The organism is Mesorhizobium sp. W050, from assembly GCF_054719535.1.
In genome coordinates this window covers 3,137,215-3,154,507 of sequence record NZ_JBTTIH010000001.1, presented here as the reverse complement: position 1 = coordinate 3,154,507, position 17,293 = coordinate 3,137,215, and the positions used below count along the sequence as shown (strand labels likewise).

Below are 17,293 nucleotides of genomic sequence, written 5' to 3'. Positions count from 1 at the left end.
ATCGGCGAGGGCGGTCAAGCCGCCGGCCTATCGCTCAGTATGAACTTCGGTTGGCCGCGTGCCGATCCGGTTACCGCAGCAGCGACTGCGACGTCGGCGTCAGGCGCAAGGTTTCGGTCCGCCACGTCACATCGGCCGCTTGCCATTGGGGCGAAGCGGCAACTGCGGCTTCGTAACTGGCATGCGCCTCGGGACTGTCGAAACCCGTCACCGCGATAAAGACGTTTTCGCTCAAGCGCACCGGCAGGCGGGGAAAACTGTTTTCAGCGTGCTCGGTGATGAAGGCGCCAAGCAACCGTCCGCCGGCGCCGATAAGGACCGGAACGGCGTCCGTTTCGAAATTGCCGGCGAAATCGGCTTCGGCGCCAGACCGCAGATGATGAATCTGGATGGCAACGATAGCGGTCAAGCGATTGTCTGCGCTCAGCTTTCCATCCGGCGGCATGGCGCCTCGCTGCGCGCCTGACAGATCGAAGCCGGCGCCTGGCCATGCCGGCTTCAAGAGCAGCACATCGTCGGAATCGATCATCGTCGCATTGGCGGCGTCGCGGTGCGCCGTCCACACCGGCCCGTCATAGAAGGCGGTGAGCGCCTGCTTCCGCGCTTCCATGCCATCGAAGCCGCGCAGCCAGACGAATATGTCGGGGCGGTCGAGGTCGCGGAACTGTCCGATGATGGTCATGCCGGCGTGTTCCTGGCCTTCGATGAACCGACTGTCGAAGATGTCGATCAGCGTCTCGCGCCGGCCCGGCTTCAGCGTGTACTGCCGCAACTCGACGACAGGCGAAGCGAGCAGGCTTGCCGTCGCAGGCGCATTCAGGGGTACGGTCATTGTGTCGTCTCCAAAAACAGGATGATCATCCGGTTTATAAAACAGACCGGTTGTCCTGTTTTGTCAATCTGCTATCGTTGGCAAATGTCAGCAGAGATTGCTCGGGCTCCGAAAGGGCCGCCGCGAAAACGCACCAACGATCCCGAAGGGCTGCGCAACAAGGTGCTCGATGTCGCCGAAGCGTCGTTCCAGGCGCGTGGCTATCATGCATCCGCCCTTGGCGAGCTGATGACGACCGCAGGCGTCAGCGGCGGCGCGCTGCATCATCATTTCCCGACGAAGAAGGCGCTCGCTCTGGCGGTGATCGAGGAGCGCGTGGCAGCGGCCCTCGATGAAACCTGGATCAACCCTGTACGGGCGGCAGGCTCGGCGCGCGAAGGCGTGCGCGCGGTGTTCGAGGCGGTGGCGACCGAGCTTGAGCAGCAAGGCTTCGTGCGCGGCTGTCCGCTTAACAATCTGGCGCATGAACTGTCGCTCGCTGACCCGGATTTCCGCGCCGCTCTGGACGATATCTTTGCCGGATGGCGTCAGGCGGTTGCCGACAAGGTGCGAGCCGACCAGCAGTCGGGGAGGGAGCAGGGCACCGACCCCGAGCGCTTTGCGGCACTCGCCATCGCCGCCTATTCCGGCGCCATGTCGATGGCCAAGGCGGCACAGGATGCCAGCGTGCTGCGCGATTGCCTGGCCGAACTTCAGGGCAGCTCAAAGCCGCCAATCCCGAGCAGAGCGAAGCGGCGTCGCAGGATCCTGCTGCGGCCGGGAGAACCTTGAGGCCGGAACTGCGCTGTTCTAGTTGGAAAGCGGCTTGATCGTGTCGTAACCGTTCACCGATTCCGCGCTGGTCCCTTCGTCGTAGCGCCGGGCGAGAGACGCTTGCAGATCGGGCGCATAAAGCGCGGTAAATGTGTCCAGCGTCTCGCCGGCGCCGTTCTTGAAGGTCTCCGTGACCGCCAGCACGTTGTATTTGCAGCCGCCGACGTTAAACGTCTCCTTGCCCTTGACGACCAGGCTCAGTGTCTTGGTGCTCTTCGGCTGCTTGTTCGGTGACAACTCGACGAATTCGATCGTGCTCTTGGCTCCCGTCTTCAGCGGAAACAGTTTTCGCAGATCGGAAAACGGAATCGTCGCCACCCGTCCGGTATCGCTGTCGCGAAACACTTCGACCAGGCCGGCAAACAGGAACTGTGTCTGCGGCGATTGCGATTCGTAGTTGTTGGCGACGGACACCATGCCGCCGGCCACCGGCCGAAACTCGCTGCGGACGCCAGGCATTTCCAGAACGAAGCCGGCCTTGGCCGATTTTGCGTCGACACAATCGGCGGCATGCACCGCAGCCGCCGGCAGCAACCCAGCCAGCACCACGCCTATCGAAACGGCTCTCATGAAATCCTCCCCCTCTGCTTGTATTTGCTGCGCGCCAGCATGACCCAAGAAATGCCAGAGCCACAGTGCCGTGTCGACCTGCCATTCCTGGCAACTGGACGGTGGGGCGCCGGCTGTGCTGAATTTCAGGTCATGAATCGCAAGCTCGTCCTCTCCCGTCGCAATTTCCTCGCACAGGCAGCCGGCCTTGCCATGGCTGGTATGCTGCCGCGCGCCGCGCTTGGCCAGACCGGCAAGCGCATCCAGCCCATCGACGCCACCTTTCTGTTCATCGCCGATGTCCATGCCTGCCGCATGTCGAGCGGCCTCAGCCCCAACTGCCTGGAGGAAGGCAAGACCGATGCCGCGCTGTTGCGCAATGTCGCTGTTCTCAATGGCTTGGCCGGCCGGCAATGGCCAGTCGAGATCGATGGCGTTGCAACCCGCCTGCGTTCGGCCGGCAGCCGCATCGATGCGCCGCTCGGCCTCGTTGTCGGCGGCGACATCACCGACGATGGCGGCGGCCAGATCACCGAGCCCAGCGAAGGCACGCAACTGTTGCAGTTCAGCCAGCGCTATCAACAAGGCGTCGGCCCGGACCGCGTGCACATGCCGGTCTATGTCGGCCTCGGCAACCACGATCTCGACCAGAATGGCTCGCCGCCCCATGTCGACTGGTATCGGCGTGAATTGCGCGACTATGTCGAGGTCAACCACCGCCCCGGCGTGTTCTTCAAGCCGCCGGTGCCGGCCACCGAATACGATGTCGACACCGACTGCTATTCCTGGGACTGGGGCGGCCTGCATCTCGTCCAGACCCACCGCTTTGCCGGCGACACCGGCCATGGCGCGGTGAGCAGCCTGCCGTGGCTGAAGCAGGATCTGGCGACCTACGCGGCGGATGGCCGTCCCGTCATCCTGTTCCAGCACTATGGCTGGGACACTTTCTCGGTCGAGCGCTGGGACCCGGCCAAGCGCACCTATGACGATGACGGCGCAGGCGCGCCGCACTGGTGGAGCGAGGCCGACCGCCAGGCGATGCTGGCGGCGCTGAAGGGCTACAATGTCATCGCCATCTTCCATGGCCATCAGCACGAAGTGCCTATGATCTACAAAAGCGATGGCCTCGACCTGTTCAAGCCGAAGGCTGCCTATATGGGTGGCTTCGCGCTGGTGAGGGTAACCGGGGACGGCATGGACGTGGTGCTGGGCGAGGCGGCGGGCGACCGGGGCGGGGTCAAGTTCACCAGCGCCTTCAGCAAGAGCCTCAGCCTCTGACAAGAAAAAGGCGGCCTTGAGCCGCCTTCCTCATTGCCTGCAAGATCGAATCAGAGCGCCTTTTTGATCTTGTCCTTCACGTCGCCATAGACCTTCTGCACCTTGCCGGCGGTCTTGTCGGCCGTGCCTTCGGCCTGGGTCTGCCTGTTGCCGGTCGCCTTGCCGCCGGCCTCCTTGACCGAGCCCTTGACCTGCTTGGCCACGCCGGCAACCTGATCCTTGTTCACCATCTTTGCATCTCCTGGGATTCCGGGGATTCATTCGCAGGAGGCAAACGGGCCGGCTTGGCTTAGGTTCCCGGGGCGGCGATCATCGTCGCATCTGGTCGCTTATATGGTCGCCGAAACGCTTTGCCGCGTCGTATCGTGTGACTAGTGTGACGAAATTTTGGGGAGACCGCCTTGGCTGAATTTACGCTCATCATCGCCAACAAGTGCTTTTCGTCCTGGTCGCTGAGGCCATGGGTGGCGATGAAGCATCTGGAGATCCCGTTCGAGGAAGGTTTCGTGCGCCTGCGCACGCCCGAAACCTTTGCCGCTCTGGCGAAAGTCTCGCCCACCGGCCTTGTGCCAGTGTTGAATCACAATGGCAGGATTGTCTGGGAAACCCTTGCCATCCTTGAATATCTGGCCGACCTGTTTCCGGAGAAAAAACTTTGGCCGCAGGATATCGGCGCCCGCGCCTTGGCTCGCTCGGTGGCGACCGAGATGCATTCCGGCTTTCGCGAGGTGCGCTATGGCTGGCCGATGAATTTGCGCCGGCCGAAGGGCCACAAGCCGCTCGACGCCGAAGGCGAAATGCAGCGCGCGCGCATCGAAACGATCTGGCGCCAGTGCCGGGAACAATACGGCAAAGGCGGCCCCTTCCTGTTCGGTCATTTCACCGCGGCCGATGCCATGTATGCACCTGTCGTCACCCGCTTCGACACCTATGGCGGCAAGCTCGCGCCCGACACGCGCGCCTACGTCGACGCCGTGTTGGCAACGCCGGCGATGCGGCACTGGTATGCGGAAGCAGCGAAGGAGACTTGGCCGGAACCCGGCCCGGACGAATAGGACCACTAATGACATCACGGTGAGTGACCGATGGCCAGCAATGATGGACCGCGTGAGACTACCGCGCCAACAATCTTCCACTGCCGGCTGATCCCGCCTCGGCCGGACTTCGCCTTCACCCTGACGGAGGAGGAGAGGGAGTTGATGGGCCGGCATGCCGACTATCTGCGCGGCAAGCTTGCCGAGGGCGCCATGATCCTGGCCGGGCCGGTCGCCGACCCGGCCGGCCCTTGGGGTCTGCTGATCCTGCGTGTCGGCAGCGAAGCCGAGGCAAGAGCGGTCACCGACGGCGATCCGGTGTCGAGCTTCGGCCGCGGTTTCCACTACGAGATCCTGCCGCTGATCAGCGCGATCCTGTAGGCGAGCGTAAGTTTATGGATGTGAAACGGTTTTCCACTTGGGAATTGTGTCAGACAACGGCACATACAAGAACGCCTCTCGCACCGTTTAATGTGCGGGAGGCGTTCTTTTGCCAGCATTACCGAGATTGTTCTCTGAATTGCTGACATCACGGAAATGCGCCGGCTTGCGATTGGTTCCGGGGCGTGGAATATTTTTTGGAACGCCTTGCGCTCCGCCACCTCGTCAGTTGAGGCTTATGCCTCAGGCACCCTCAGGTTGAATTTGGGCTCCGGCCAAACCAGAAATTGACTGGGCGCTAAAAGAAGTCTATAAGAAACATGTCGATATTTGTTTGACCGACTTTTGTTATCCGCGCATGATGCGCGCCTTTGACGAACTTCCCCATCAAAAATCGAGACAAAACGCTGTTGTGCAGTCGCACGATGGTGAACGAATGTTTGCCAGGGAAAGGGTTCTTCATGGCCACCGGCACAGTGAAATGGTTCAACGCCACCAAAGGTTTTGGTTTTATTCAGCCTGACGACGGCTCCGCCGACGTTTTTGTCCACATCTCGGCCGTAGAGCGCGCCGGCATGCGTGACATCGTCGAGGGTCAGAAGCTCGGCTACGAGATGACCCGCGACAACAAGTCGGGCAAGATGTCCGCCGACCAGTTGAAGGCGGCCTGATAAGGAATTCGGCCTTCCGGTGACCACGGATGTACTGGCACCGATGAAAGGCTGAAAGGAGCGCCTTGCGCATCCAACTGGATGCGCGGCGCTTTCATGGAAGGTCAGGCGGTGCCTGGCCTTTTTCATTTTGTGCGTCGTGCCGCTAAAAGTGCGCCGCACGCCGGCCGGAACGTGCTAAGGGACGCTCCAGCAATCTGAACCGCCCATACTGCCCCGCTGCCGTATTGCTTTGGTCGTAATCGAAGACCGCTCTCGCTCTATCGGCACCAGGCTCCCGACAGGAGAAAGTTTTGACCACTCAATCCAAGACCGCCGACCAGGCCGGCTCGCTGTTCAGCAAGACGCAAACCCAGTCGATGTCACTCAACCGCATCCTGTCCGAGCGTGATGCCGTCAGCGAGGCGCGCGAAGCCAAGACCGCGCGCTTGCGCGAACTGCGCAAGGAAAAGGAAGCCGACGACATGGCAGCGGCCGCAGTCCTTGCGGCGCTGCCAAAGCGGGCAGGCAAACGCTGATGGCCACCAAGCGCGTACCGCCCACGCCGATCGATGCCGATGCGACCATAGCGTCCATGGTCCCGGGCCTGGACAAGCCGGTCGAATATGTCCGCCGTGTGCTGGAAAAGCTCGAGCGCTGCAAGCGCGCGCATGGCGATGCCCAGGTGCGCGTCGGCGTGCGCGGCCGTGCCGAAGCCCCGAACTATCTGGTCGAATATGTCCGCGAGGACAAAAAGACCCAGGAGCGCGTGACCTACCAGGATGCCGCCTATAGCGGCAGCACGCATCGCGAACTGGCGGCGCACCACATTGCCGAGGCGAGGAACTGGTCGCCCGAGGAAATGAACATCACAGCGGTCTCGGCGCTGATCGGCCGCTTGCGCAATCCGCGCGCACCATCATCCCGCTTTTCCGACGAGGACTGACATGGCCATAAAGTTTTCCACCAAGGACCAGCCGGCAGCGCCGGCTGCTGCCACTGCAAAGCAGGCCAAGCCCGCTGCCGCGCCGAAGGCCGCCGAACCGTCGGCAACCGATCTGTTCGAGGCGCCAGCCGCCACGCCCAAGGGCAAGGCAGGCAAGAAGAAATAGCGCCTTGCCGCACCAAGCCGATCGCAATCTCGCAGCACCTGGGCTGGTCGCGTTGGCCGCCAGGGATATCCGGTCGTCAAAACAGGACGACCAGCCGGTTTTCGATTGCCAGAGCTGCGGCGCCTGCTGTTCCTACTCGGCCGAATGGCCGCGCTTCTCGACCGAGGACGATGCGCAACTTGACCGGATTCCGGAAAAGTTCGTGTCCGCCGACCTGTCCGGGATGCGCTGCGAGGGCGTGCGCTGTTCGGCGCTTACGGGCGAGATCGGCAAGCACACAGCCTGCGGCATCTACGAGATCCGCCCGGACGTCTGCCACGCCTGCATGCCTGGCGGCGACGATTGCCTGATGGCGCGCAAGGCGCACGGGATGCCAACGATCTAGCCGACGCCCACCTTGCCTCATCCCACATCCCCCGATAGCTTCCACCACGGGCAGGGCGTTGGAGGAACCATGAGCATCGAATTCCTGTTGACGTCGCTGATCGTCGTGGCTTCGCCCGGCACCGGCGTTCTCTACACGCTGAGCGCCGGGCTTTCGCGAGGCGCGCGCGCCTCGATCACTGCTGCATTCGGCTGCACGCTTGGCATCATCCCGCATATGGCCGCCGCCATCACCGGCCTGGCGGCGCTGCTGCACACAAGTGCTGTCGCCTTCGAGACGCTGAAATATCTCGGCGTCGCCTATCTCCTCTACATGGCCTGGAACACGCTGAAGGAGAAGGGCGGCCTGAGCGTCGATGAAAACGCGGCACCCCGCTCGGCAGCCAAGGTCATCACCTCCGGCATCCTGATCAACATCCTGAACCCGAAGCTGTCGATCTTCTTCTTTGCCTTCCTGCCGCAATTCGTCAGCACGACCGAACCGAACGCATTTGCCAAGATGCTGGAGCTCTCGAGCGTCTTCATGCTGCTGACCTTCGTCGTCTTCGTCGCTTACGGCATCTTTGCCGCCTCGATCCGCAGCCATGTCGTGTCGCGGCCGATGGTGCTGACCTGGATGCGCCGCACCTTCGCCGGCGCCTTTGTCATGCTTGGGGCCAAGCTGGCGCTTGCTGATCGATAGAACAGGATCTGGCAGGCATCGGCCTACTCTTCGTCGGTTCCGGATCCGGTCCGGATGCCTAGACGCCAGGCGGAGGGCGGAAGGCCGATCATCTTCTTGAAGGCGCGGCTGAACGCTGCCTCGGATTCGTATCCGATTTCAGCGGCGATGCTGGCCATGTTGCTGGAGCCGGCGCTGAGCAGCTCCGAGGCGATCTGCATGCGCCATTTGGCGAGATAATGCATTGGCGGCATGCCGACCAGCCTGGTGAAGCGTTCGGCGAGCACGCTGCGCGACAGCGCGGAGTCCTTCGCCAGCGCCTCCACCGTCCAGTTATGCGCCGGCCGGTCGTGGATCAGCGCCAGTGCCCTCGCCAGGTGCGGATCGCGCAGGCCAGCCAGCCATCCCGTGGTTTGTGGCGGCAGCGATTCCAAGTAACGGCGCAACACGTCGACAAACATCAGTTCGCTCAGTTTGGTGAGCACCGTTTCACTGCCTGCGCGCTTTTGCGCCACCTCCGTGACAGCCAGGTTGATGAACTGGCTGAGCCAGCCGCCATCGCCTTTGGCAGCTCCGGCCTTGATCACCGGCGGCAAAGCCTCGAGCAGTGGATTGAAAGGCTGTGCATCACAGGCGAGATAGCCGCAAACCAGCCTGGCCGAGGTCGCGCCGTCGCCGGCGCAGTTGATGTAAAACGGCATCCGGCCGGCTGTTGCGATGTCGAGAACGTCGGCTGTCGGCGGATCGGCGCGCAGCGCCGGATTGCTGGACATAATATGCGGGTCGCTCCTGGTGAAGACGACGACTTCGCCGGCCTCCAGCGCGATCGCTTCCTGGCCGACGATGCGCGCGAAGCAGCGACCGGCCGTTACCACATGGTAGGAGATCAGATGGTCCGCACCGGGCAGGATCTTCGGCAGGATGGACGATGGCGCCGGCGAGCAGACGGCCCACGGCTCGTGGCCCTCAATGTCAAAAAACGTCGCGCCGGTAAGGCGTACCGTCCTCAACAGGTCAGACAGAGCATCCCCGGCCATTCCGTTTCGTCCCGCACCCGGCTAGCCGGTCAGCCATCCCTTTCGAGTTCCGGACGCGCTGTCAAGCGAGGCGGACGCCGTATCATTCAGTTCGCGGCCAGAACTCCTAAACCTGCACCGGTGCTCAAGCGCTGCCGAGAGAGGGCGCTGAGTGCTGTCGAAACCAACCAGGGACAAATGTCATGACGGTACATAAGGGCGGGTGTTTTTGCGGCGCCGTGGAAATCGAAGTGCACGGAGCCGCCGAGGCAATGGGCTATTGCCATTGCGGTTCGTGTCGATCGTGGTCGGCGTCTCCCGTGAACGCCTTCACGCTGTGGAAGCCTCAGAACGTCAAGGTCACCAGGGGCGCGGAGTTCCTGTCCGGGTTCGAGAAGACCGAAATGAGCGATCGCCAGTTCTGCACGAAATGCGGTGGTCATCTGATGACCGTTCATCCGCCGCTCGGCCTGGTCGATGTCTATGCGGCAACCATACCAGGCGTGAAATTCACGCCTGGGGTTCACGTCAACTACGCTGAGACCGTGCTGCCGATGAAGGATGGGCTGCCCAAGCTCAGGGACTTTCCGGCTGAGCTCGGCGGCTCCGGCATCGCGGTGCCGGAATAAGGCCCGGCCACTGCTCGCCATTTTTGACAACGACAATTCAAGACAGGAGATTGTTCATGGAAATCGCAACATTTCGCGCCACGCAGGAGCCGATCAAGGATCTCTATCGCAGGGATGCGAAGGCCGCGTTCCTCACCTTGAAGGCCAAAGGCGTCGCCGACGCGTCCACCGTGACCTGCAAGGTCGAGACCGGACGCGGGCTGGCGCTTGCCGGCATTCATCCGATGGCCGGGGGCAGCGGCCAGGAACTGTGCTCCGGCGACATGCTGCTGGAGGCGCTGATCGCATGCGCCGGTGTCTCGATGCGCGCGGCGGCGGCCGTGCTCGAAATTCCGATCAGGTCCGCCGAAGTTTCCGCGGAAGGTGACGTCGATCTTCGCGGCACGCTCGGCGTGACTGCGGGTGTTCCAGTCGGCTTCAAGGAAATCCGCTTGCGCTTCGACATCGACACCGACGCTCCCCAAAGTCAGCTCGACCAACTGCTCGAACTCACGGATCGCTATTGCGTGATCTTCCAGACCATCCAGAACAGTCCCAGCACCACGGTGAAGCTGCACCGCGTCATCCAGTGACCAGAAAACCGGCCCGGAAACTCGACTTGAGCGAGATTCCGGGCTGGGAACGGGAGTGCCGGGCAACGCTTCTATCCTTTGACGTAACCCATCGCCTCGACGATCAGCTCGTCCGCGACACGCATCAGGTTGACGCCGCGGATGGAGTTGCCGTCGGCCATGAAGTAGCGCCAGCGGATCGTCGCCCGTTCACCGGCGACGAAGTTTCCTCGAGGTCGAAGCGCGTGCCGGGCTGGGTGGCGATCGCCGACCATAGGTCAATGCATGCCTCTTTGCCGGCATGGCGGGCGCCGTCCGGCGCCGGCACGGTGTTTTCGATAACGCAATCCTGCGCCACCAACTCGGCAAGCGCGGACGGATCGTGCAACTGGAACACATCGTTGAAGCGACGCATGATCTCGGCCGTCTGGCTAGAGTGGTCGCCCGGATGAATGCTCGTGATGCTGTCCTGGCTCATCTCATACCTCCTGGTTTTCATTGTTCCGTGGCAGTGGTGGCGGCCAGCTCGGCCTTGAGGGTGATGGTTGTAACGCCGGCCAAAGCGCGAGAGACAAGGCAGGTCGTCTTCGCCGTCTCCGCCATACGCTGGAATTCGGCAGGCTGAAGGCCGGGAATCTCTGCTTCCGTTTCGAGCTCGATGCGGGTGATCGTCGGCCCGGCGGCGGTCGCGCCGAGATGCACCTTGGCGACGGTGCGGATGGTGCGGGCGACGTGGCCTTCCTGGCCGAGGATGAAGGTCAGCGCCATCGAGAAGCAGCCGGCATGTGCTGCCCCGATCAGCTCTTCGGGATTGGTGCCCGGACCGTCCTCGAACCGCGACGGAAAGGAATAGGCGCCTTCGAAGACGCCGCTGCCAAGCCGCAGACGGCCGCCGCCTTCCTTCAGCGTGCCTTGCCATTCTGCGGAAGCTTCACGGATGGTCATGGTCGTTCTCCTGATTCGGGGTTGAAAAGCGGGCAATTGGGTCAGGCGCAGTCGATGACAACCTTCCCGAACACGTCGCCCTGCTGGAAGTGGCGGTACGCTTCGGGGGCTTCGGCAAAGGGGAAGACCCTGTCGATAACGGGCTTGAGGCGATGCTGCGACACGGCGCGCAGCATGGCCTCAAGATTGCTGCGGCTGCCGACGAACAGGCGGCTGATGGTGGCGAGGCTGCGCTGATAAAGCGCTGCCGGCATCTCGATCGATCTGCCACTGGCGTCCTGCAGCGTCAGCAGCACGATGTGTCCATAAAGCGTGCTGGCAATCAGCGACTGCGCGAAGGTGGCCGGGCCGCCGGTTTCGACGACGAGGTCGACTCCGCCTGTCTGCTCGCGCGCCCAGCCGCCCCATTCCGGTATGTCGGTGCTGGAGACAACGAGGTCGGCGCCCAGCGCCCGCAGCCTGTCGGCCTTCTCCGCGCGCGATGTGATGGCGACAACCCGGCAGCCGAGCAACTTGGCGAACTGCAGAGCAAACAGCGAAACGCCACCCGAACCGATGGTGAGAACCCATTGACCAGGCTTCGGAATCCGGGTCCCGGTCACCGCGTTCCAGGCCGTCACGCCGGCGCAGGTCAGCGTCGCCGCTTCGTGCCAGCTCAGATGATCGGGCAGTCGCGCCGCCCATTGTTCGTCGAGCACGGCAAACTCAGTCAGCATGCCGTCAAGCGTACAGCCGAGCTGGTCGATCAGACCGGCATTGATGCGGCCATCGATCCAGCGGGCGAAGTAGCTGCCGGTGACGCGGTCGCCGACGGCAAAACGGGTGACGGCATCGCCGATTGCGACGACGTCACCGGCTCCGTCGCTCAGCGGCACGATGCCTTGCCGCGCCGGCAAGGGATAGGTGCCGCCAAGGATCATCGTGTCGCGCCGATTGAGCGAGGCGGCGCGGACTCGCACCACGATCTCATGCGGTTTCGGTTCCGTCCGCGCCTCGTCGCGCATCGCCAGGGATTCGGTTCCACCAAACCCTTCGAGACGGTAGCTGCGCATGTCACTCTCCTTAATAGTATATAGACTGATCCACATATTATATAGACCGATTGTCATATTCTTGGCAAGGCCTATAATGCGTCACTGCTGACAGAGGTTGACATGGCCAACGACACCCGCACCCGCATACTCGAGACCACAGGCCTGTTGCTCAGGCAGCGCGGCTATCACGGCACCTCGCTCAACGACATTCTGGGCGCCAGCGGGGCGCCGCGCGGCTCGCTCTATTTTCATTTCCCAGGCGGCAAGGACCAACTGGTCATCGAGGTGACGCGCAACAGCGTTGCCGACGTCACGAAAAGGCTGGGCGAAGCACTGGCAGCCGAGAGCGATCCTGCAGTGGCCGTCCATCACATCTACCAGTCGGTCGGGCGCATGCTGGAGGACAATGATTTTTCGCTGGGTTGCCCCATCGCGCCGGTGGTGCTGGATTCACCCACCGATGTGCCGGAACTGGCGGAACTCTGCCGATCGGCTTTCGAGCAATGGATCGGCTTGCTGCGGCAGGCCTTTGTCAGGGCAGGAGTGCCCGAACGCCGGGCGCATGCCCTGGCACTGCTGGTCGAATCCTCGCTGGAAGGGCTGATGGTGATTGCGAGGGCCACCCGCGATCGTGGCCCGGTGCTGGTGGTGGCCGACGAGGTCGCGGCGCTTGTCGAGCAGGCGGTGCTTGCAGGCAAGGTTGCGCGGCAGGCGGACAGCGCCGCCTAACCATCCGCTTTCCAAAACAAAAAGGGCGCCTCTCGGCGCCCTTTCCGTATGCATAAGCCAGATAGCTTGGATTAGAAATCCATGCCGCCCATGCCGCCCATGCCGCCGCCGCCCATGCCGCCAGGCATGCCGCCGCCAGCAAACTCCTTCTTGGGGGCCTCCGCGATCATGGCTTCGGTGGTGACGAGCAGGCCGGCGACCGAAGCCGCGTCCTGGAGAGCGGTGCGAACGACCTTGACCGGGTCGACGATGCCCATGGCGATCATGTCGCCATACTCGCCGGTCTGGGCGTTGTAGCCGTAGGTCGCGCCCTTGTTGTCGAGGATCTTGCCGGCAACGATCGAAGCTTCAGCACCTGCGTTCGAAGCGATCTGACGGGCCGGAGCCTGCAGTGCACGACGAACGATGTTGATGCCGGCAGCCTGGTCGGCATTGACGCCGGTGACCTTGATGTTGGCCGAAGCGCGCAGCAGTGCGACGCCGCCGCCTGCAACGATGCCTTCTTCCACGGCCGCACGGGTCGCGTTGAGGGCGTCATCGACGCGGTCCTTCTTTTCCTTGACTTCGACTTCCGTCGCGCCGCCGACACGGATCACCGCAACGCCGCCGGCGAGCTTCGCCAGACGTTCCTGCAGCTTCTCCTTGTCGTAGTCCGACGTGGTCTCTTCGATCTGCTGCTTGATCTGGGCAACGCGGCCCTGGATCTCGGCCTTCTTGCCAGCGCCGTCGACGATGGTGGTGTTCTCCTTGGAGATCGACACCTTCTTGGCGCGGCCGAGCATGTTGAGGCCGACGTTCTCGAGCTTGATGCCGAGGTCTTCCGAGATGACCTGGCCACCGGTCAGGATGGCGATGTCTTCCAGCATGGCCTTGCGGCGATCACCGAAGCCCGGCGCCTTGACGGCGGCGATCTTCAGGCCGCCACGCAGCTTGTTGACGACCAGCGTGGCCAGAGCCTCGCCTTCGACGTCTTCCGAGATGATGAGCAGCGGCTTGGAGGTCTGCACGACGGCTTCGAGAACCGGCAGCATGGCCTGGAGGTTGGACAGCTTCTTCTCGTGCAGTAGGATGTAGACGTCCTCGAGCTCGGCAACCATCTTGTCGGCGTTGGTGACGAAGTAGGGCGAGAGATAGCCGCGGTCGAACTGCATGCCTTCGACGACTTCCAGCTCGGTCTCGGCGGTCTTGGCTTCTTCAACCGTGATGACGCCTTCATTGCCGACCTTCTGCATCGCTTCGGCGATCATGGCGCCGACCGACTCGTCGCCATTGGCCGAGATCGTGCCGACCTGGGCAACTTCCTCGGAGGTCTTGATCTTCTTGGCAGCCTTGCCGAGAGCCGCGACGACTTCGGTCACGGCCAGGTCGATGCCGCGCTTCAGATCCATCGGGTTCATGCCGGCGGCAACGGCCTTGTGGCCTTCCTGGACGATCGACTGCGCCAGAACGGTCGCGGTCGTGGTGCCGTCGCCGGCGATGTCGTTGGTCTTCGAAGCAACTTCGCGGACCATCTGCGCGCCCATGTTTTCGAACTTGTCTTCAAGCTCGATTTCCTTGGCGACGGTGACGCCGTCCTTGGTGATGCGCGGTGCGCCGAACGACTTGTCGATGACGACGTTGCGGCCCTTGGGGCCGAGCGTGACCTTCACTGCGTCGGCGAGGATGTTGACGCCGCGCAGCATGCGCTCGCGGGCGTCGCGGGAGAATTTTACGTCTTTAGCAGCCATTTTTTAGCTCCTGGCAGGGGGCTTGCGATCAAGCCCGAAATTAGTTGACGGTGAGGCCGATGATCAGCCGATGATGCCCATAATGTCGGATTCCTTCATGATCAGAAGGTCTTCGCCATTGAGCTTGACTTCGGTGCCCGACCACTTGCCGAACAGGATGCGGTCGCCGGCCTTGACGTCCAGCGGGACCAGCTTGCCGGCTTCGTCGCGAGCGCCGGAGCCGACGGCGATGATCTCGCCTTCCTGCGGCTTTTCCTTTGCCGTATCCGGGATGATGATCCCGCCGGCGGTCTTGGATTCGGATTCGACCCGGCGTACGACCACGCGGTCATGAAGCGGGCGGAACTTCGACTTTGCCATTTTTTCTTCCTCGAATGAGAACGGTGAGAGCTGTTCCTCGATCCGGCGGTGCCGGATGTGCGTTAGCACTCACCTGGGGAGAGTGCTAACGTGCGCTGAAATAAGCGCGTGGCTTTCGAGAGTCAAGGCGAACGGTGAGCACAATTGTGCCAATTGGAGCCGTGCCGCGATCCGACGGCAGACCCTACCGGCGCCGCGGCGATTTAAGCACCAGAAGCGGGCATCGTTCCGCCAGCCCATAACCCCCTGTCGGCGCGAGGCGGACACTGTCAAAAAACCGGCTCGCCTCTTCGACCAGCGTCGCCGCCGGGGCGAAACTGTAGACAGTCTGCGAATTCGCATAGACATCGATGGTGCCGATGACCGGCATCTCCCATCCGGTCGTCGCGGCAAGGGCCTCCCGGTCGGCAAACAGCGCATCGAAGGCGTCGAGGATCGCCCGCACCGGAATGGCGCGGTCGGGATCGCCGCCGGCACAAGCCATGGCAATGCGCCATTTGAGTTCGTGGAAGGTCGCGACACCACCGGACAGCGTCAGCGCCCGGACCTCCTGCAGATCGTCCGGCACCTGAGGGCTTGCATAGGCGCGCAATGCAGCCCGCCCATCGGACTTCAGCACACGCGCGATCTCGGCAAGCAGCGCCTGCCGTGCAACCGAGGAGTCCAGCGCCGACAGACAGCCGTCGCCGATCACCGCCCCGGCGCTTTCGTCGCCCAGCGGCAACTCCAGCCAGTTGCCGATCACCGCCTTGCGTGAGGCGGTATCGCCCGGCCAGATGCCCGATATCATGGCAGTGGACTCGTCGATCGCGAGCATGGTCCTTCCGAGGCCGGCAAGCTCCGGCGTGACCCCGAGCAGCACCACATCGACTGATTGCAGGCTAAGTTCGCGCTCATAGGCGGCGACAGCTTCCGGGGGCGGACACAGCGGCGACCCGAGAAGCCGCCAATGACGGCGAATTGCGTCCCAATGCTCAGTCATGCGGAACGGTTTGGGGAAAGGCTGGACATATTTCCTTCCAGGCTGTTGGTTGCCTTGCGAGTTACCTCATGCAGGAAAGGCCATGGCCCGCATTGCCGTCATAACGCATGAATTTGACCGCTTCCAGAGCCGGCGGGGCCTCCTGCTGCGCCAGGACAGCCCCTACATGCTGTTCGACGTCCTGGCGGAGCTGAAACGGCGCGGTCACTCCGTGCAGATCATGCGTGGACCCTCGGCAAGTCATAACGCCGATATTGCCGTCCTGCATGTCGACGCGACAGTGACGCCATCGGACTATGTCGACTACGCGCGCGGATTTCCGATTTGTCTCAATCTTGGTGCAACCGACATTTCCAAGCGCCGCATCAGCGGTGCGATCCTCGAGGAGGGTGCCAACTGGAGCGGCCAGGTCATCGTCAAGAGCAACCTCAATCATTGGGGGACGCCCGAGGAGCAGCTCAACCGAAAATCCGTTCGCGCCGGCAAGGCAGTGCCTTTCCCGGGCGCTCAGACCTTCGACCGTTATCAGGTGCATGCCTCGCTGGCCGATGTGGCGCCGGAGATTTTCAGGCGTGCCGACCTGATCGTGGAAAAATTCATTCCCGAAATCGAGCCCGACGGGTTTGCGGCGCGGTTCTGGATATTCTGCGGCGATCGGGAGCGCTGCACCCGCTATGTCTCGCCGCAGCGCCTGGTCAAGGGCGACGACACCATCCGCCGGGAGCCGGTTGCGGTTCCCGACGAATTGCGCGCCTTGCGTCGGAAGCTGGGCTTCGACTATGGCAAATTCGACTTTGTCGTGCATGAGGGCAGGGCCGTGCTGCTCGATGCCAACAAGACCCCGGGTCGCGCCAGGAACCTGTCGAAGATCGTTGCCGCCGGCACAGCCAACCTGGCCGACGGCTTCGAAAACCTCATCCACCAGACCGGACGGGGTCGAATCGGGCGCTAGAGAAACAGTCCCAACTGCGTATGGATGATCGACCGGTAGTCGTCGATGGTGTGGCGGCTTTCCTCCTGGTTCTGGGTCAGCGCCATGCGCACGACGCCGCCGGCCAGCTGGAAGATCAGGAAAACCATACGGCCGAACTCATTGCGTCGCTCTGGCGCGAGAAAGGGGCCGACATGGTCGCAGAACATCGTCGCCTGGCGCCGGGTTTCGGCGATGTCGAGATTCTTCAGCGCCTTGTCAGCCTGGATGGCGTTTTGCAGGTCCTGAATGGCGGGGTCGCCGGCGACGCGCTCATAGTAGTCGTCGAGCAGCCGGTCGGCCGCAGCGATAACGTCGCTCAGCCCGCCGACGTCGGCAACGATCGCGGCAAGCCGGGCGCGGCTCACTTCGGAGAATCGCTCGTAGAGCATCGCCAGGATCGCCGACTTGTTGGGGAAGTAATGATAGACGGTGGCGATCGGCCCGCCGGCCTGTGCGCCGACTTCCTTCATGGTGACGGCGTCGATGCCTTTCTCGCCGATCAGCCGCATGGTCGTCGACAGGATGGCGTCGATGCGCTCGCGGCTGCGCTCCTGTTTGGGCCTGCGCCTCGGTTCGGTCGTCATCTGCACTGCTTCGTTCATGCCGCCATCCTCTCGATCGCCCAGACCATTCGATCGCCAAGACCATCCCCA

Annotated in this window: 24 protein-coding genes and 1 pseudogene; 14 read left to right on the top strand and 11 right to left on the bottom strand. The window is 62.8% G+C overall.

The window, feature by feature from the left end:
* Positions 1-70: 70 nt before the first annotated feature.
* Entirely contained in the window at positions 71-832 is a 762-nt protein-coding gene (locus ACYG9Y_RS15275; protein WP_023739200.1) for an NIPSNAP family protein, read from the bottom strand.
* A gap of 84 nt (positions 833-916) precedes the next feature.
* On the opposite strand from ACYG9Y_RS15275, the gene ACYG9Y_RS15270 reads away from it, so the two are divergent.
* On the top strand, positions 917-1,603 hold the full coding sequence (locus ACYG9Y_RS15270) for a TetR/AcrR family transcriptional regulator (RefSeq protein ID WP_023739201.1): 687 nt from the start codon (positions 917-919) through the stop codon (positions 1,601-1,603).
* 18 nt (positions 1,604-1,621) lie between these two features.
* Here the strand turns inward: ACYG9Y_RS15270 and ACYG9Y_RS15265 are convergent, their stop codons facing one another.
* Complete coding sequence (locus tag ACYG9Y_RS15265) at positions 1,622-2,500, bottom strand: hypothetical protein (RefSeq protein ID WP_245260444.1); 879 nt, start codon at positions 2,498-2,500, stop codon at positions 1,622-1,624.
* On the opposite strand from ACYG9Y_RS15265, the gene ACYG9Y_RS15260 reads away from it, so the two are divergent.
* A complete protein-coding gene (locus ACYG9Y_RS15260; RefSeq protein WP_245260445.1) occupies positions 2,408-3,472 on the top strand; it encodes a metallophosphoesterase in 1,065 nt (354 codons plus the stop codon). The two genes, ACYG9Y_RS15265 and ACYG9Y_RS15260, sit on opposite strands and share 93 nt — an antisense overlap.
* A gap of 50 nt (positions 3,473-3,522) precedes the next feature.
* On the opposite strand, the gene ACYG9Y_RS15255 is transcribed toward ACYG9Y_RS15260, so the two are convergent.
* A complete protein-coding gene (locus ACYG9Y_RS15255) occupies positions 3,523-3,702 on the bottom strand; it encodes a CsbD family protein (protein ID WP_023671498.1) in 180 nt (59 codons plus the stop codon).
* Positions 3,703-3,873: 171 nt separating this feature from the next.
* Here ACYG9Y_RS15255 and ACYG9Y_RS15250 point away from each other — a divergent pair, with 171 nt between their 5' ends.
* The 8 genes from ACYG9Y_RS15250 (at position 3,874) to ACYG9Y_RS15215 (ending at position 7,715) form a co-directional block, all read left to right on the top strand.
* Positions 3,874-4,527, top strand: coding sequence for a glutathione S-transferase family protein (locus ACYG9Y_RS15250; protein ID WP_023684314.1), 654 nt, complete (start codon positions 3,874-3,876; stop codon positions 4,525-4,527).
* Positions 4,528-4,557: 30 nt separating this feature from the next.
* Positions 4,558-4,887: a YciI family protein gene (locus tag ACYG9Y_RS15245; protein ID WP_023739203.1), complete on the top strand. Its 330-nt coding sequence runs from the start codon at positions 4,558-4,560 to the stop codon at positions 4,885-4,887.
* Positions 4,888-5,348: 461 nt separating this feature from the next.
* Positions 5,349-5,558: a cold-shock protein gene (locus ACYG9Y_RS15240; protein WP_023671502.1), complete on the top strand. Its 210-nt coding sequence runs from the start codon at positions 5,349-5,351 to the stop codon at positions 5,556-5,558.
* A 293-nt stretch (positions 5,559-5,851) separates the two neighbouring features.
* The gene (locus ACYG9Y_RS15235; RefSeq protein WP_023689917.1) at positions 5,852-6,076 is read left to right on the top strand and encodes a hypothetical protein; all 225 of its coding nucleotides are present in this window, start codon (positions 5,852-5,854) and stop codon (positions 6,074-6,076) included.
* The gene (locus ACYG9Y_RS15230) at positions 6,076-6,483 is read left to right on the top strand and encodes a hypothetical protein (protein ID WP_023671504.1); all 408 of its coding nucleotides are present in this window, start codon (positions 6,076-6,078) and stop codon (positions 6,481-6,483) included. Before ACYG9Y_RS15235 ends, ACYG9Y_RS15230 begins: the two co-directional genes overlap by 1 nt.
* 1 nt (position 6,484) lies before the next feature.
* Complete coding sequence (locus ACYG9Y_RS15225) at positions 6,485-6,649, top strand: hypothetical protein (protein ID WP_023671505.1); 165 nt, start codon at positions 6,485-6,487, stop codon at positions 6,647-6,649.
* A gap of 52 nt (positions 6,650-6,701) precedes the next feature.
* Positions 6,702-7,034 (top strand): YkgJ family cysteine cluster protein, encoded by a 333-nt coding sequence (locus ACYG9Y_RS15220; protein ID WP_023671506.1) that lies wholly within the window; start codon positions 6,702-6,704, stop codon positions 7,032-7,034.
* Positions 7,035-7,103: 69 nt separating this feature from the next.
* Positions 7,104-7,715 (top strand): LysE family translocator, encoded by a 612-nt coding sequence (locus ACYG9Y_RS15215; protein ID WP_023689918.1) that lies wholly within the window; start codon positions 7,104-7,106, stop codon positions 7,713-7,715.
* Between the two features lie 23 nt (positions 7,716-7,738).
* Here ACYG9Y_RS15215 and ACYG9Y_RS15210 read toward each other — a convergent pair whose 3' ends face one another.
* Positions 7,739-8,731, bottom strand: coding sequence for an AraC family transcriptional regulator (locus tag ACYG9Y_RS15210; protein ID WP_023697711.1), 993 nt, complete (start codon positions 8,729-8,731; stop codon positions 7,739-7,741).
* Between the two features lie 182 nt (positions 8,732-8,913).
* Here ACYG9Y_RS15210 and ACYG9Y_RS15205 point away from each other — a divergent pair, with 182 nt between their 5' ends.
* Together ACYG9Y_RS15205 and ACYG9Y_RS15200 are read left to right on the top strand one after the other, a co-directional pair.
* A complete protein-coding gene (locus tag ACYG9Y_RS15205) occupies positions 8,914-9,339 on the top strand; it encodes a GFA family protein (RefSeq protein ID WP_023734267.1) in 426 nt (141 codons plus the stop codon).
* 56 nt (positions 9,340-9,395) lie between these two features.
* A complete protein-coding gene (locus ACYG9Y_RS15200) occupies positions 9,396-9,911 on the top strand; it encodes an OsmC family protein (protein WP_023671510.1) in 516 nt (171 codons plus the stop codon).
* A 71-nt stretch (positions 9,912-9,982) separates the two neighbouring features.
* On the opposite strand, the pseudogene ACYG9Y_RS15195 reads toward ACYG9Y_RS15200, so the two are convergent.
* The 3 genes and pseudogenes from ACYG9Y_RS15195 to ACYG9Y_RS15185 all read right to left on the bottom strand — a co-directional run bounded on the left by ACYG9Y_RS15195 (position 9,983) and on the right by ACYG9Y_RS15185 (position 11,887).
* A pseudogene (locus ACYG9Y_RS15195) lies at positions 9,983-10,368 on the bottom strand (nuclear transport factor 2 family protein).
* A 17-nt stretch (positions 10,369-10,385) separates the two neighbouring features.
* Entirely contained in the window at positions 10,386-10,835 is a 450-nt protein-coding gene (locus ACYG9Y_RS15190; RefSeq protein WP_023697708.1) for an OsmC family peroxiredoxin, read from the bottom strand.
* Positions 10,836-10,876: 41 nt separating this feature from the next.
* A complete protein-coding gene (locus tag ACYG9Y_RS15185) occupies positions 10,877-11,887 on the bottom strand; it encodes a zinc-dependent alcohol dehydrogenase family protein (protein ID WP_023739205.1) in 1,011 nt (336 codons plus the stop codon).
* A 102-nt stretch (positions 11,888-11,989) separates the two neighbouring features.
* Between ACYG9Y_RS15185 and ACYG9Y_RS15180 the strand changes: the two genes are divergently transcribed.
* Positions 11,990-12,598, top strand: a complete 609-nt coding sequence (locus tag ACYG9Y_RS15180) for a TetR/AcrR family transcriptional regulator (RefSeq protein ID WP_023697706.1) — start codon at positions 11,990-11,992, stop codon at positions 12,596-12,598.
* 71 nt (positions 12,599-12,669) lie between these two features.
* Here the strand turns inward: ACYG9Y_RS15180 and groL are convergent, their stop codons facing one another.
* The 3 genes from groL to ACYG9Y_RS15165 form a co-directional block, all read right to left on the bottom strand.
* Complete coding sequence (groL, locus tag ACYG9Y_RS15175; RefSeq protein WP_460221711.1) at positions 12,670-14,325, bottom strand: chaperonin GroEL; 1,656 nt, start codon at positions 14,323-14,325, stop codon at positions 12,670-12,672.
* 63 nt (positions 14,326-14,388) lie between these two features.
* Entirely contained in the window at positions 14,389-14,685 is a 297-nt protein-coding gene (gene groES / locus ACYG9Y_RS15170; RefSeq protein ID WP_006203049.1) for a co-chaperone GroES, read from the bottom strand.
* A gap of 184 nt (positions 14,686-14,869) precedes the next feature.
* A complete protein-coding gene (locus ACYG9Y_RS15165; RefSeq protein ID WP_023739206.1) occupies positions 14,870-15,667 on the bottom strand; it encodes a class I SAM-dependent methyltransferase in 798 nt (265 codons plus the stop codon).
* A gap of 82 nt (positions 15,668-15,749) precedes the next feature.
* Between ACYG9Y_RS15165 and ACYG9Y_RS15160 the strand changes: the two genes are divergently transcribed.
* Positions 15,750-16,619, top strand: coding sequence for a hypothetical protein (locus ACYG9Y_RS15160; RefSeq protein ID WP_023689545.1), 870 nt, complete (start codon positions 15,750-15,752; stop codon positions 16,617-16,619).
* Here ACYG9Y_RS15160 and ACYG9Y_RS15155 read toward each other — a convergent pair.
* Positions 16,616-17,242 carry a TetR family transcriptional regulator gene (locus ACYG9Y_RS15155; RefSeq protein WP_023739207.1) on the bottom strand — a complete coding sequence of 209 codons (627 nt, stop codon included), beginning with the start codon at positions 17,240-17,242 and terminating at the stop codon, positions 16,616-16,618. The genes ACYG9Y_RS15160 and ACYG9Y_RS15155 overlap by 4 nt on opposite strands.
* Positions 17,243-17,293 lie beyond the last annotated feature (51 nt).

Bases quoted from the DNA above. Each gene is read 5' to 3' on its own strand.
- ACYG9Y_RS15190 (WP_023697708.1), bottom strand. From the start codon at position 10,835: ATGACCATCCGTGAAGCTTCCGCAGAATGGCAAGGCACGCTGAAGGAA.
- ACYG9Y_RS15185 (WP_023739205.1), bottom strand. From the start codon at position 11,887: ATGCGCAGCTACCGTCTCGAAGGGTTTGGTGGAACCGAATCCCTGGCG.
- groES (WP_006203049.1), bottom strand. From the start codon at position 14,685: ATGGCAAAGTCGAAGTTCCGCCCGCTTCATGACCGCGTGGTCGTACGC.
- ACYG9Y_RS15275 (WP_023739200.1), bottom strand. From the start codon at position 832: ATGACCGTACCCCTGAATGCGCCTGCGACGGCAAGCCTGCTCGCTTCG.
- ACYG9Y_RS15230 (WP_023671504.1), top strand. From the start codon at position 6,076: ATGGCCACCAAGCGCGTACCGCCCACGCCGATCGATGCCGATGCGACC.
- ACYG9Y_RS15255 (WP_023671498.1), bottom strand. From the start codon at position 3,702: ATGGTGAACAAGGATCAGGTTGCCGGCGTGGCCAAGCAGGTCAAGGGC.
- ACYG9Y_RS15180 (WP_023697706.1), top strand. From the start codon at position 11,990: ATGGCCAACGACACCCGCACCCGCATACTCGAGACCACAGGCCTGTTG.
- ACYG9Y_RS15165 (WP_023739206.1), bottom strand. From the start codon at position 15,667: ATGACTGAGCATTGGGACGCAATTCGCCGTCATTGGCGGCTTCTCGGG.
- ACYG9Y_RS15245 (WP_023739203.1), top strand. From the start codon at position 4,558: ATGGCCAGCAATGATGGACCGCGTGAGACTACCGCGCCAACAATCTTC.
- ACYG9Y_RS15260 (WP_245260445.1), top strand. From the start codon at position 2,408: ATGGCTGGTATGCTGCCGCGCGCCGCGCTTGGCCAGACCGGCAAGCGC.
- ACYG9Y_RS15155 (WP_023739207.1), bottom strand. From the start codon at position 17,242: ATGAACGAAGCAGTGCAGATGACGACCGAACCGAGGCGCAGGCCCAAA.
- ACYG9Y_RS15270 (WP_023739201.1), top strand. From the start codon at position 917: ATGTCAGCAGAGATTGCTCGGGCTCCGAAAGGGCCGCCGCGAAAACGC.
- ACYG9Y_RS15225 (WP_023671505.1), top strand. From the start codon at position 6,485: ATGGCCATAAAGTTTTCCACCAAGGACCAGCCGGCAGCGCCGGCTGCT.
- ACYG9Y_RS15200 (WP_023671510.1), top strand. From the start codon at position 9,396: ATGGAAATCGCAACATTTCGCGCCACGCAGGAGCCGATCAAGGATCTC.
- ACYG9Y_RS15205 (WP_023734267.1), top strand. From the start codon at position 8,914: ATGACGGTACATAAGGGCGGGTGTTTTTGCGGCGCCGTGGAAATCGAA.
- groL (WP_460221711.1), bottom strand. From the start codon at position 14,325: ATGGCTGCTAAAGACGTAAAATTCTCCCGCGACGCCCGCGAGCGCATG.
- ACYG9Y_RS15265 (WP_245260444.1), bottom strand. From the start codon at position 2,500: ATGGACATCGGCGATGAACAGAAAGGTGGCGTCGATGGGCTGGATGCG.
- ACYG9Y_RS15215 (WP_023689918.1), top strand. From the start codon at position 7,104: ATGAGCATCGAATTCCTGTTGACGTCGCTGATCGTCGTGGCTTCGCCC.
- ACYG9Y_RS15160 (WP_023689545.1), top strand. From the start codon at position 15,750: ATGGCCCGCATTGCCGTCATAACGCATGAATTTGACCGCTTCCAGAGC.
- ACYG9Y_RS15210 (WP_023697711.1), bottom strand. From the start codon at position 8,731: ATGGCCGGGGATGCTCTGTCTGACCTGTTGAGGACGGTACGCCTTACC.
- ACYG9Y_RS15240 (WP_023671502.1), top strand. From the start codon at position 5,349: ATGGCCACCGGCACAGTGAAATGGTTCAACGCCACCAAAGGTTTTGGT.